Source organism: Leucobacter viscericola, from assembly GCF_011299575.1.
Lineage (GTDB): Bacteria > Actinomycetota > Actinomycetes > Actinomycetales > Microbacteriaceae > Leucobacter > Leucobacter viscericola.
In genome coordinates this window covers 746,310-758,914 of sequence record NZ_CP049863.1, presented here as the reverse complement: position 1 = coordinate 758,914, position 12,605 = coordinate 746,310, and the positions used below count along the sequence as shown (strand labels likewise).

Annotated in this window: 14 protein-coding genes; 7 read left to right on the top strand and 7 right to left on the bottom strand. The window is 60.9% G+C overall.

The features are described from left to right. Positions 1 to 71: 71 nt before the first annotated feature. From G7068_RS03665 to G7068_RS03655, 3 genes are read right to left on the bottom strand one after another with little or no spacing between them, the layout of a single operon-like run. Entirely contained in the window at positions 72 to 398 is a 327-nt protein-coding gene (locus tag G7068_RS03665) for a branched-chain amino acid transporter permease (protein ID WP_166289084.1), read from the bottom strand. After that, positions 391 to 1,140 (bottom strand): AzlC family ABC transporter permease, encoded by a 750-nt coding sequence (locus tag G7068_RS03660; protein WP_166289081.1) that lies wholly within the window; start codon positions 1,138 to 1,140, stop codon positions 391 to 393. The genes G7068_RS03665 and G7068_RS03660 overlap by 8 nt, the downstream gene beginning before the upstream one ends. Before the next feature lie 20 nt (positions 1,141 to 1,160). After that, complete coding sequence (locus tag G7068_RS03655; RefSeq protein ID WP_166289078.1) at positions 1,161 to 1,541, bottom strand: DUF1844 domain-containing protein; 381 nt, start codon at positions 1,539 to 1,541, stop codon at positions 1,161 to 1,163. A 210-nt stretch (positions 1,542 to 1,751) separates the two neighbouring features. Here G7068_RS03655 and infC point away from each other — a divergent pair, with 210 nt between their 5' ends. The 7 genes from infC (at position 1,752) to G7068_RS03620 (ending at position 9,280) form a co-directional block, all read left to right on the top strand. Then, positions 1,752 to 2,399 (top strand): translation initiation factor IF-3, encoded by a 648-nt coding sequence (gene infC, locus G7068_RS03650; protein WP_244304652.1) that lies wholly within the window; start codon positions 1,752 to 1,754, stop codon positions 2,397 to 2,399. Positions 2,400 to 2,469: 70 nt separating this feature from the next. Beyond that, the gene (gene rpmI / locus G7068_RS03645; protein ID WP_166289072.1) at positions 2,470 to 2,664 is read left to right on the top strand and encodes a 50S ribosomal protein L35; all 195 of its coding nucleotides are present in this window, start codon (positions 2,470 to 2,472) and stop codon (positions 2,662 to 2,664) included. A gap of 44 nt (positions 2,665 to 2,708) precedes the next feature. Then, positions 2,709 to 3,095 carry a 50S ribosomal protein L20 gene (gene rplT / locus G7068_RS03640; RefSeq protein ID WP_166289069.1) on the top strand — a complete coding sequence of 129 codons (387 nt, stop codon included), beginning with the start codon at positions 2,709 to 2,711 and terminating at the stop codon, positions 3,093 to 3,095. 90 nt (positions 3,096 to 3,185) lie between these two features. Then, the gene (locus tag G7068_RS03635) at positions 3,186 to 3,995 is read left to right on the top strand and encodes a TrmH family RNA methyltransferase (RefSeq protein WP_205881339.1); all 810 of its coding nucleotides are present in this window, start codon (positions 3,186 to 3,188) and stop codon (positions 3,993 to 3,995) included. Between the two features lie 194 nt (positions 3,996 to 4,189). After that, complete coding sequence (locus G7068_RS03630) at positions 4,190 to 5,974, top strand: M14 family zinc carboxypeptidase (protein WP_166289066.1); 1,785 nt, start codon at positions 4,190 to 4,192, stop codon at positions 5,972 to 5,974. Between the two features lie 71 nt (positions 5,975 to 6,045). After that, positions 6,046 to 7,650, top strand: coding sequence for a toxin Cry1Ac domain D-VI-related protein (locus G7068_RS03625; RefSeq protein WP_244304795.1), 1,605 nt, complete (start codon positions 6,046 to 6,048; stop codon positions 7,648 to 7,650). Between the two features lie 175 nt (positions 7,651 to 7,825). Beyond that, positions 7,826 to 9,280 carry an S-layer homology domain-containing protein gene (locus G7068_RS03620; protein WP_166289060.1) on the top strand — a complete coding sequence of 485 codons (1,455 nt, stop codon included), beginning with the start codon at positions 7,826 to 7,828 and terminating at the stop codon, positions 9,278 to 9,280. Positions 9,281 to 9,343: 63 nt separating this feature from the next. Here the strand turns inward: G7068_RS03620 and G7068_RS03615 are convergent, their stop codons facing one another. From G7068_RS03615 to G7068_RS03600, 4 genes are all read right to left on the bottom strand, one after another. After that, positions 9,344 to 10,618: a Dyp-type peroxidase gene (locus G7068_RS03615; protein ID WP_166289057.1), complete on the bottom strand. Its 1,275-nt coding sequence runs from the start codon at positions 10,616 to 10,618 to the stop codon at positions 9,344 to 9,346. Then, on the bottom strand, positions 10,596 to 11,213 hold the full coding sequence (locus tag G7068_RS03610; protein ID WP_166289054.1) for a copper chaperone PCu(A)C: 618 nt from the start codon (positions 11,211 to 11,213) through the stop codon (positions 10,596 to 10,598). Before G7068_RS03610 ends, G7068_RS03615 begins: the two co-directional genes overlap by 23 nt. Continuing rightward, positions 11,210 to 11,890 (bottom strand): copper resistance CopC family protein, encoded by a 681-nt coding sequence (locus G7068_RS03605; protein ID WP_166289051.1) that lies wholly within the window; start codon positions 11,888 to 11,890, stop codon positions 11,210 to 11,212. The genes G7068_RS03610 and G7068_RS03605 overlap by 4 nt, the downstream gene beginning before the upstream one ends. 103 nt (positions 11,891 to 11,993) lie before the next feature. Continuing rightward, positions 11,994 to 12,599, bottom strand: a complete 606-nt coding sequence (locus tag G7068_RS03600) for a hypothetical protein (RefSeq protein WP_166289048.1) — start codon at positions 12,597 to 12,599, stop codon at positions 11,994 to 11,996. Between the last annotated feature and the right edge of the window lie 6 nt (positions 12,600 to 12,605).

Sequence of the window (12,605 nt, the reverse complement as noted above, 5' to 3'; positions counted from 1 at the left end):
AGCCATCGGCCGGTTGGATCCGAGGTGCTTTTACCGGCTGACGTGTCAGTACCGGCTGAGCCGCGTGCTGTTCAAAACATGTTGAGCAACAGCACGTAGCAGGCCGTGCCGGCCGCGATGCTGAGCAGGGCGCGCCGCTTTGCGAGCAGGTGCACGAGAACCGTGACCGCTGTCGCGGCGGCAATCGCCCACAGGTCTCCGGGGCGGCTCAGGATCTCGCCGCGCAGCACAACCACCGCGAGAATGAGCAGGATTCCGGCGGGCATCCAGCGACCGAGTGCCTTGACGAAGCGAGACTTACGCAGCGGCTTCAGGATCGCAAACGGCAGCGCACGCAGCGCCAGCGTGATGAGTCCGGAGATCACCACCGCGGTGATGAGATAGAGGGGATCAATCATCGAAATCCTCTCCAGCGTTTTCATGTTTGCGCGCACGACTTCCCAGTGCAAATCGCAGCGTCAGTAGCACGGCGTAGAGCACCAGAGCTGCAAGTAGCGCCTGATCCGGGATGACCAGGATCGCGATGCCCACCGAGAGCCCGGCGAGCACAGCCGAGGGGATCTCTCGACGACCACGGATTGCATCGAGTGTCATCACGATAAACAACGCAACAAGCGCAAACTCGAAACCCTCGATGGGCTCGGGCAGCGCACCCGCGACCAACACGCCCACGATCCCACCAGAAACCCAGTAGGTCTGCATCGCGAGTTGCCCGGTCACGATGCGTCGCGAGGTGAGCTTCTGAGCCGGCATCAACACGTAGGTCGCGTACGCCTCGTCAATCAGCGCGTAGACGGAGTAGGCCCTTGGCAGGCCGCGTTTCACACGCTGGAGTGGAAACGAAAGCGCGTAGAACACGTGGCGAAAGTTCATCGCGAACACGGTCACTGCGATGGTGAGCAGTGGTGTTGCCGCGGCGAGCATGCTCACCATGAACAGCTCCACCGAGCCGGCAAAGATCCCGATCGACAGCGCGGGCGCGAGCCACCAGGGTAACCCCGCTTGGATGACAAGCACTCCCAGGGCGAACCCGAGCGGAAAGATGCCGATTCCGACCCCGAGCGAGTCGCGCAGGCCCGCCAGAACCTGCGACCCCTGTGGGCCACTCGCCTGTGCGGGCGCGGGGGAGTTGCTTGTCATCAGCGGTGAGTCGGGTGAACCTAGTTCACGGGGCCGGTGAACTTCTCGCCGGGGCCCTGACCAATGGCGTCGGGGATCGGCGACGCCTCGCGGAACGCGAGCTGCACAGAGCGCAGGCCGTCTCGCAGGCTGCGCGCGTGCATGTCACTGATGTCGGGAGCCGCGGCGGTGATCAGGCCGGCGAGGGCCGTGATGAGCTTACGAGCCTCGTCGAGGTCGGTTTGTGACTCAGGATCATCGGCCAGACCTACCTTTACCGCCGCCGCGCTGAGCAGATGCACTGCCGCTGTAGTGATGACCTCAACCGCGGCGACGTCGGCGATATCGCGAGTCGCTTGTGAAGCGTCAATTCCCTCTGCGCTGTCTGCGCTGGAAGCGGGGGTGGAGGTGTTGTCGCTCATGCTGTCCTGTCTCTTGTGTTGCACTTGTGGTAAGGTTTATGAGGTTCTCGTCAATTTGGCGAGATGCGGAAGTGGAGATTCTCCCACCCGGCACCGCCTCTAAGGTTACCGGGTAGTTGTCACCCCGTCGTTCACGCGACAGCTAAAGGGTGTGGATTGCACGTGTGCGGTCCCGATCTCCGTCCGCCACTCCCCAGGGAGCGGCCAACATTGAGATCAGAGGAGCAGGCGATCAGCGATCCCCGTACGAATGACAAAATCCGCGTCACCGAAGTGCGTCTGGTGGGAGCCAGCGGCGAGCAGGTTGGCGTGGTGCCTATCGAGACTGCGCTTCGCCTTGCGGCGGATGCTGATCTTGATCTCGTAGAGGTTGCCCCGAACTCGAAGCCGCCCGTGGCGAAAATCATGGACTTCGGCAAGTTCAAGTACGAGGCTGCCCAGAAGGCAAAGGAAGCCCGTCGTAACCAGGCGAACACGATCCTCAAAGAGGTTCGTTTCCGCCTAAAGATCGACAAGCACGACTACGAAACCAAGACGAAGCGTGCCGTCGGCTTCCTGGCTCAGGGTGACAAGGTGAAAGCCATGATCCTGTTCCGCGGACGCGAGCAGTCGCGACCCGAGCAGGGTGTTCGTCTGCTGCAGCAGTTCGCCGAAGACATTGCCGAGTACGGCATTGTCGAGTCGAACCCCCGCATTGACGGTCGCAACATGGTGATGGTCATTGCCCCGCTCAAGAACAAGTCGGATGCAAAGGCTGAGCAGAACGCTCGCCGCGCCGAAGAAAAAGCCACCCGCAAGGCGGACAAGTCGAACGAAGCAGCAGCTGACTCGGCCGATTCCGCCAAAGCGAGCGAATAACTGCGGCCGCTGCACACGCAGCACCGCGCACGACGCAGCCGCAAGGCGCGCACACAACAAGGAGAAATCGATGCCCAAGCAGAAGACCCACTCAGGGGCCAAGAAGCGCTTCAAGCTCACCGGTTCCGGCAAGCTGAAGAAGCAGCGCGCTGGACTGCGCCACAACCTTGAGGTTAAGTCCTCGAGGCGCAAGCGTCGTCTGGGTGCAGATCAGCTTCTCGCCAAGGGCGATGCCAAGCAGGCAATGAAGCTCCTCGGTCACTAATTCGGCCCGTCAATACCAAGACTTTTTTGTAAGGAAGAACTGAAATGGCAAGAGTCAAGCGGGCCGTCAATGCCCACAAGAAGCGTCGCGTAATCCTCGAGCGTGCCGAGGGATACCGCGGACAGCGTTCACGTCTGTACCGTAAGGCAAAAGAGCAGGTCATCCACTCGCTCGTTTACTCGTACAACGACCGTCGCAAGAAGAAGGGTGACTTCCGTCGCCTGTGGATCCAGCGCATCAACGCTGGTGCACGTGCAAACGGCCTCACCTACAACCGCTTCATCCAGGGTCTCAGCATTGCTGAGGTCGAGGTTGACCGTCGTATGCTTTCAGAGCTCGCGACCAACGAGCCCGCAGCATTCGCCGCACTCGTTGAGGTAGCCAAGAAGGCTCTTCCTGCAGATACCTCTGCTCCGAAGGCTGCTGCCTAAGCGTTATTGCTTTCACCGAACCCCCGTTTCGCATCTGCGAGGCGGGGGTTCGTTGCGTTTGTTCTGTGCGCTGCCAGATAGGGTTAGCGGGTGAACGATTCGATCCTCAGTAACCCCAAGTCCCCTCGAGTGAAGCGGGTGGCCGCGCTCGCTCGGAAGAAGGAGCGCCGCGAGTCCGGGCGGTTTATGGTCGAGGGGCCGCAGGCCGTGCGAGAGCTGCTGGCGTATCGCCCCAGGCTGGCTGAGGTAGTTTACGCGACCATGGGCAACGAGCCCTGGCAGCACGAGGTGGATCGACTCGCTTCAGATGCCGGCGTACAGCTTGAGCGGGTTACCCCCGAGGTGTTGGCAGCGATGGCCGAGACCGTGACTCCGCAGGGTGTGTTGGCGGTGGCTCGCACCTGGGAGACCCCGCTCGCAGAGGCCTTTGATGGCGCAAAGCTCATCGCGATCCTGCACGAGGTTCGGGATCCGGGCAACGCGGGAACGGTGCTTCGCGCGGCCGATGCCGCGGGAGCCGATGCCGTGGTGTTCGCGGGGGAGAGTATTGATCCGTTTCACCCCAAAGTTGTGCGTTCGACGACGGGATCACTGTTCCACCTGCCAGTTGTGGTCTGTGTGACTCTTGAAGAGGCAACCGCGGCGGCACGGGAAGCTGGGGTCGTGACGCTCGCGGCCGACGTGCGCGGCGCAGAACTGCTCGAAGCGCGGGCCGAGGGAGTGCTCGCAGGGTCGGTTGCGTGGGTCTTTGGGAACGAAGCAAACGGGTTGAGCGAGGCGGACCGTGCACTTGCAGACCGCACGCTGAAGCTGCCCATTTACGGCGCTGCTGAATCGTTGAACCTCGCGACGGCTGCAAGCGTACTGCTCTACGAAACGGCGTTCTCGCAGCGCGCTTAGTGGTGGCGCAGCCCCAGTAAAGTGTTGCAGGGCTCCATATGCCATATGGCGTTACTTGTGTCTATTTAGTGCCAGAAACATACTAAATAGTGTGCTTTGCTTGACCCCCTGCTGGGGCCCTCGTTAGGCTTCGATTGTCCAATCCGGACAACTCAAAGCAGAGTAATGACTCAATGACGAGTGAAGAGGCACAAATGTTTCGAAGAAAACTCATTGCGGGGATCAGCGGAGTGGCCGTGGCTACGATGCTGGTTTCCGCATTTGGACCGGTGGCCTACGCGGAAGAGGGCAGAGGCCCTGGCACCGAAGTAGCCGAACCGGCGCCGTTTACCGCGCAGGTCGAGGTGGCCGGTGAAGAACCAAACTATGGCACCGCCCTCGAGATGCCAAAGTCCTACCCGGTTCAACCTCAGCTGAACTACTTCCGCGATAACCAGACGGGGCCAAACGGCGAAGCGGACTACAACACCAAGGTCCCGAACCTTATCTCCCACCCGGATATCGCTCCTCGGCTGACGGACATCATGGCGAAGAGCAACCGTGTTTCTGTGCAGACGATCGGCAAGTCCACACAGGGGCGCGATCTCTATCTGGTTACCGTGACCGCTCCGGAGACCGCTGAGTTTACCGCTCAGCAGGAAACCTGGCGGAAGAAGATCCGCAATAATCCAGTGGCGGCACAGAAAGACACAAATCTTCTGGCTGGCTACAAGACCCCCATTTGGATCAGCAACAACATTCACGGCAACGAGTGGGAGGGCACCGACGCTGCGCTGCAGTACATTGAGCACCTGGCAACGGCGCCCATGAGCGAGGTCGGATCGATCCTGCGCAACAACCGCGTCTACTTCTCGCCCTCGTTGAACCCGGACGGGCGCACGAACGCGACGCGCGCCACGGCGCTCGGCCTCGATCCTAACCGTGACATGATCACGCTCACGACACCCGAGGCGACGTCGTACACGCAGACCGCGAACGCCATTCAGCCGATCTACACTGCCGACTTCCACGGCTACACGAGCGTGCTGCAGGTCGAACCAACCGGCCCTCCTCACGGCTCTAACTACGAGTACGATCTGCTAATTCCCCACAACTACGCGCTCGCGCTCGCTGTGGAGAAGCACGTTACCAAGAAGCTCATTCCGAATAACACCTACCTCACGGGCCCGCGAGGAACGGTAACGAACACTCCGACCGATTACATCAAGATCCCGTACCGCGATACCGCATCGGGTTGGGACGACTTCCCGCCGATCTTCACGGCTCAGATCTCACCCTTCTACGGCGCACTGAGCGCAACGGTGGAGATTCCGAAGGGGCGCACCACCATCTCGGGGCGCAGCTTGATGACACCGGAGAACGCGGTTATCAACCAGGCGAATGCCTACGAGACCATGGTCTCGATGGTTGACTACCTCAACAAGCCGGCGGTTTCGCAGGATCTGCTCAAGGGGCAGATCGAGATGTTTGCTCGTGGGGTTCAGGGTAAGCCAATCAAGGCACTCACGACGGACAACATTGCGAGTGTTCCCGGCCCCGATCAGTGGAAGTCCGAGTGGGACGTTTCGGACAACCAGGAGACGGTGAACCTGCCACGCGCCTACGTTATTCCAGTGGGCGACGGCCAGCGATCCGCGAGCGACGCAAACCGCCTCGTGCAGCGTCTGCTCGACATGGGTGTGCAGGTTGGCACGCTGAAGGCAGACACTTCGGTCGGGGGAAAGACCTACCCGAAGGGCTCCTACGTCGTTGACATGCACCAGGCGCTGCGTGGGCTCGCAAATGCGCTGCTTGACCTTGGGGAAGATATTTCGAACAAACTGCCGTCGATGTACGACATCTCGGCATGGAGCCTCGGCTACGTGTGGGGTGCGACGGTTGACAAAGTAGGCTCGACGACCGACGCCGCTCCGATCGGTGCAACCACCGCTGTGAAGGCAGTCACTCCGAATCTCACCATGCCTAATGGGGATACCTGACCTTCGATCTCGCCGGTGTTGCCGATTACCAGGCAGCTAACGACCTGCTCGGCCGCGGCGTTGCCGTGTCGATGCTCGAGGATGGCTCGGCGATCGTTGGAGAAGCCGACGCGGTGAATGTTGCCGAGGTCGCTTCGAAGTATGACATCGCGGTCGAGAAGGCGACGAAGGACGACCTGAAGGCGCTTGAGCAGCCGACCACTAAGGGCTTGAAGGATCTCAAGATGCTCTACGTCGGCAACCAAGACGACAAGCTCTCGCTTGAAGAACTTGGTTTTGACGATCTGACTCAGGTGACGGCGGCGAGTGTTACTGCCGATCCGAGCGTGTTGAACGGTGTTGACGTGATCTGGGTCGGTACCGCATTTACGTTCAGTGGCGCACAAGCCGCGGGCCGTGACGCAGTGCAGGCGTGGGTCGACGCGGGCGGATCGATTGTCGGTCGCTCAGCAGCGGCGAACACAGCGGCGAACACCTTCGGCCTGCTGCAGGCAACCGCGATTGCGGGCAACAGCTCGGGCAACGGCATTGTGAAGGTGGACACACCTGACGGGTCGCTGCTCAAGCCGTACCAGCAGGATGCGTCGTTTGTGTACCCGGCCGTCTCATTCACCGATCTCGGCGCGACCACCAAGGTTGAGCAGAGCTACGGAGCGAATAATCCACTGCTTGCGGGCCACTGGCGCGCGACCAACGGAACCAACGGCCCCGAGGTTGCCGCCTCGAAGGCCTCGGTCATCTCGGGTGAGAAGGCATCGGGTGGCAAAGCGGTTGTCTTCGGTACCTCGGTTGTGTTCCGTAATCACCCGAAGGGCGGACTGAGTCAGGCCGCTCGCGGTCTGTTCTGGGCCGCTTCGGAAGGCGCCAGAGTTGTGGCTCCCGCACCGCTGGATGCAACACTCGACGTTGACGGCCTGTTCAAGGCTGACAAGGTGACGCTGCAGGACGGCGTTAAGCAGGCGGATATTGATCGGGTGAAGGGTCTCGTCAATGAGATGGATGATTCACCCGTGAAGACTGCGCTGCTGCAGCGTATTGCAGAGGCGCAGCGTCAACTGGACATTCCGCCGCGGCCGTGTGTCACGCCCGGAACCGCTGCGGTCTTCCTTGACACTCCCGTGGGGCACAAGTTCTACAAGGAGATCGATTGGATGAGCTGCATGGGGCTTTCGACCGGTAACAAGGTCGCAGGCGGCAAGAACTACGCACCAAAGGACTCACTCACTCGTGAGGCCATGGCTGCGTTCATCTACCGTCTCGAGGCTCCGGCCGGATATGTTGCCCCGCCGGTATCACCGTTTGCTGATGTGAACGCTGGCGACAAGTTCTACAAGGAGATCGCGTGGATGTACGAGGCGGGTCTCTCTACCGGTACGAGGCAGCCTGCAGGTAAGCCTGTCTACGCGCCAAAGAACTCGCTGACCCGTGAGGCGATGGCCGCGTTTATCTATCGTCTGCAGGCGAAGACTGACCCGCAGGTGAAGAGCTACGTTGCTCCGGCCTCGTCCAAGCTGGTTGATATGAAGGTGGGGGATAACTTCTACAAGGAGATCAACTGGATGTACGACGCGAAACTGACCACCGGGTATGCGACGCCAAACGGGAAGGAATACCAGCCAAAGAACTCGCTGACACGCGAAGCAATGGCGGCGTTCATTTACCGTCTGCGGTACTAACCTGATTGGTTTGTGAGTGAAACCACACGGCCCGGCCTCGTTTTTCTGAGGCCGGGCCGTGTGTCATTTACGAGAGATGCAGCAGATTGCCTTTTTGACACGCATGTAAATTGTTTGGCAAGATATCAGCAGACCGCGTCCCCCAGCGGTGTATCGGCAAAGGAGTCTTTTTAGCATGCACATTTCTGCCCTCAACGGAATGAAAAGAAGGGCAGCGGTGATGGCTGTCGTGCTCGGACTTGTTCTTTCGCTTCTGACTCTGTTCGCGCCGACCGGCGCGTTTGCGACGGACGAAGATATTGACGGGTCGGGCGCACAATCTCCGGCCGCCGCCGAGGTTACTCCGCCACCGTTTGTTACTACGGCCACTGAAGGGTATGCATCCACGGCAAAGGTTACCGGCGTGATTGCAGGAACACAGAGCCTTCCGGCAGGCACGATCAAGCTGCAATTTGTCTCTAAGGAAGACGCATTATGGGGTGGAGGCCTATCTGAGGCGAACGTTAATAGGGCCACCGGAACATTTAGCGTTGATGGCGTAGCCGCTGGCAGCTATACGCTACGACTTGAAGTTGTTTCCGGCGCGGGAGATGTGGCGTGGACGCAATATTTGAACATCGGTGGCACCAAGATCATTTCGATTAAGGCTGCAGCCATAGCGAAGCTCACGTTGACGGTGGCAACGGCGGATGCGCAGGTGAGTGGCAATGTTACCTACACCGGTCCGGGGCTCAACCACGGCGCCCCAGAGCTCGGTGCGAGCATTCTGCAGAGAATCGGAGGCGAGTGGTACTACGTCAAGAGCGTCAATGCTGATCCCGCAAACGGGGCATATGCATTTGCTGGTCTCGAGCCCGGTGAGTACACCGTTAGCTTTGGTGACACTCTTCCATGCGCAGTTCCCAATGTCCCCGAGGGAACGGTTGTCGATCAGACGTTCTGGGACTATCACGCTTGCGGTATCGAAAAGCAGTGGTGGAACGGCAAGTATTCCCTCAAAACTGCAACGGTATTTAGCGTTACCGCAGGTCAGCAGCTATCGGGAATCAACGGAACGCTGAATACCAACCACATTGACGTGCGGCACGACCGCAAGTTTGCCTCGGACATTGACTGGATGTACCAGCGCAAGATTTCCACCGGATCGCAGGGCTCAAGCGGTAACGTCTACTTGGGCGATGCCCCAGTAACCCGCGAAGCGATGGCCGCGTTCATTTACCGCTACGCCGGGAGGCCCGACTTCAAGGCACCCGTGAAGTCTTCGTTCACAGACGTACCGACCACGGCGAAGTTCTACAAAGAGATCGAGTGGATGAAGAGCAGGGGACTGACCACCGGCATCAAGGACGGCAGCAAGCTCAGATATGCCCCGAAAGACAGCATCTCGCGCGAGGCGATGGCGGCGTTCCTGTATCGACTGGCGGGCAAGCCTGCACCCGACACGGCCGCGGCAAAAACCTTCATTGACGTGTCAAAGAATCAGAAGTTCGCGAAAGAGATTACGTGGATGTCTGGCACTGGCATCACGACCGGTTGGAAGACTCCTCAGGGGCTGACCTATCAGCCAAAGGAGCCAGTGAAGCGTGACGCGATGGCGGCGTTCCTGCACCGCTACGACACGAAGCACTAAGACCCAGTGAGACAGAAATGCGCCCTCCTGCAATCTCAGGAGGGCGCATTTCTGCGTTGTGGGCTATGAGGCCAGCAGCGAAGCTCCGAGCTGCTCGCCCTGCTTAAACCCGGGCAGGATCGCGAACACCGCGGAACCCACGTGAGTGACCCACTCGTTGAGTAGATCAAGCTCATCAAGTCGACGCTGGATCGGCACGAACTGGCGCAGCGGATCCTGCTGGTAACACGCAAATATCAACCCGGACTCGCCGCCCTCGTCGTAGTTCGCACCTCGCCTGAAGATGCGCTCCGACGGGTCAGTTGAGTGCGCCCGTCGAGTGTGAGCGAAGCTCGGGATCACCGGCAGCCCCTTCGAATCCTTGGCGTCGAAGTCGATGGCGGTGTGTTCGCTGCCTCCGGTGAGCGGGGCGCCATCGGAGAGTGTGCGGCCTATGGTCTGCTCTCGACCGGGGCGATCAACCATCTCCCAGGTGTCGAGTTCCATACGGATCCGGCGCACTACCAGCGCGCTACCGCCCGCGAGCCATGCGTCAGAGCCCGTCGATTCAGCCCAGATCACCGACGAAAAATCCTTCTCCTTGGGGGAGGGATTCACCGTGCCATCAACCTGACCCATGAGGTTTCGCATGGTGGTGCCGGGCTTCTCAGCGCCACGAGTTTGCCGAAAACCCTGCTGTGTCCAGTGCGGTTTCACGAAGCTGCGAATGTCTCGGTCGATCATGCGGGCTGCGTGAGCGATCGCGAGGGGATCATCGGCCTGCAAGAGCACGAGCAAGTCGCCCCCGCCGTGAATCTCGCTGAGTTTGTCCCGTTCGAAACTGGGCAGGGGAGCGAGCCACTCGGGCTTTCGTCCGGCACCAACCCGATCGACCAGAGCGGGGCCTACTCCCACCGTGATTGTGAGCGCAGAGGGCCGGGCGGCAAGCTCCGGTTCGGAATCAGCAAGCGGGGCAGCACCCGAGGTGAGCCCCTCAACGTCCCCGGTGATGATGCGGAACATGCGCTGCAGCGCAGCCTTGTCGGTCTCCGGCAGCAGCGTGTAAGCAACGTAGCGCACGTGCGCTGCGGGGGGCGTCACGATTCCCGCCTGGTGCGTGCCGTGGCAGGAGATTGACTCGGCTCCGAAACCGTCGTCTGTCGACGCGGCTGCCGGATCCTCGCCAGCTCCTTGCAGGGCCGGCACACCGAGGGCGGCACCGAGGCCGAGCACGGCCCCGATCCCAACCCCGGCTGCGCCACCCGTGAGGAGTGCGCGGCGGTCAAAGCGGCGAGAGCCGGGCTTAGCGCCCGCCGCTTTGTGGACAGCTTCGACGTTAGTGTCCGCTGTGTTCGTCATCTTGCCCACCGTGATCTTCGGTGCTCATGCTGTCGGTGCTCATGTTGTCGGCGCTGTCGCCCTCGTAGTTTTCTTGCGCTCCGGCGTAGTCCTTCGCCAGCACAGTGACCTTGAGTGTCTTACCGTCGCTGAAGTGCAGCGTAAGCGGCACCTCATCGCCGGGGAGCAGTGCCTTCGGCATATCCATGAACATGATGTGGTTGCCGCCGGGTTCGAGCGTGAATGATCCGCCCTTCGGGATCACAAACCCACCGTCGGTCTCACGCATTGTTGAAGAGCTACCGGAGGTGATAGTTTCGTGCAGCTGAACCATCTTCGCGACAGGGCTCTCGGCCTTCTCAAGCACAATATCTTTGTCGCTGCTGTTGACGAGGGTGCCGAAGACTCCCGACATTCCCTCGGCGGCTTTCGCCCAGCCGTCCTTGAGGGTAACGGCCGACTCGCTCGCTGATGCTGGTTTGGTATCCGAAGATTCAGCTGCCTTCGTCGGCTCGCTTGAGCAGCCCGCGAGCAGGGGCACAGAGACGAGGAGCGGAGCAGCGAGCAGGATCGCCGCGGTGCGAGACAGGGGTGTTGCTCGTTTTGTGCGGATCATCGCTCTTCCTCCGTGGTCTCGGTGTTACTGGTGTTTTCACTGTCAGTTGTGCTCTTGGCGCCAAACGCCTGAGCGCGGCGGCGCTGGCCGATGATCACGGTGGCGATAACGACAGCAAGAACCACAACTCCGCCGACACTGATCGCGACGATGGCACCGGTGGAGAGGCCACTCTGCTCGTTAGTTGCGTGGTCGTGGTCTTCGCCGTCGGCGTGGTCGTGGTCGGCTTCTTCGGTTTTGGTGTCGTTAGCAAAGCGCGGGTCCGGTTCGATGATCGCATCGCCGGGCTTACCGTCCTTTTCTACGGTGAACTTGAACTCACCCTCAATGGGGTGCCCATCGCTCGAGACGACGCGCCACGCTGCGGAGTACTCGCCGGGTGCGAGATCTTTCTTGAGTGGCTGCGTGACGTCTGGTCCGGAGATGACGGGAGCGCCGTCGGTTACGCTCGAGCCGTCGGCGGCCGTCGCAACAATCTCGGTGCCAACTTCAATAATGCTGTTGCTGAACGAGATCTTGAAAGATTCGAGCGTGCCATCGCTCTCATTGGTGATGAGGTTCGTGCTGATGAGCTCATCGTGGGCAAACGCGGGCGACGCGACTCCGAGCGCTGCTGCGCCCGCGATCAGGCCCGCCGTAGCGAGCGTGGTGAGTCGTCGAGTCAGTGATCGAGACATGGTCTCCGTTTTTCTTCGGCGCAGGGCCGACGTAGGGTGCGCCCGATAGACGAAGCGGTATCGGGTCGCAAAAATGTGGTGAGTGCGTATTGCGCTCAGCGCGCTAGGCGCACAGCGGTGGCCCGCGATGCGAGACGGCCGCGAATAGCCGCTCTCCGATGCGGGTTGCGAGAGGCCGCTCGGCGACAGCAAAAGCGCGGTGTGAGATCTCAACGAGCGCGACCGCGGGCAGCGCGAATACCTGACGCAGCATGCCCATCAGCGCGAGGAACGCGCGCTCGCCGCGGTATACAAGCCCAATGGTGACCAGTGCGGCTACCGCGTGCAGCGCCCACATCGTGGCGTCGGCGGAGGCAGCAGTGACTGAGGGAGTGAACGCCTGAAGCGCGGCAAGGTGCGAGGCGTGTGCCGACTCTGGGGTAACTCCCGTTGTGCCGGCGCCCGTGATCCCGAGCCCGGCGAATGACCAGTGATACAAAAACTGTGCGGCGACCACGGCGAGAGACAGGCGCCACAGCGATCCGACCCGGCCCGCGAGTGCGGTGCAGAGGGGCATCGCAACAAGGCCCGTCGCGATGACGGCCAGCCAGGTGATGGTGCCGCCCGCTAATCCGTGAGAGGCTGCCGCCAAGAGCGTTGCAACGGCAGCGCCAGCACCGCCGCGGGCGACCCGATGGGCGCGCGACAACTGTGGGGTGGCTTGACTCACGAATCT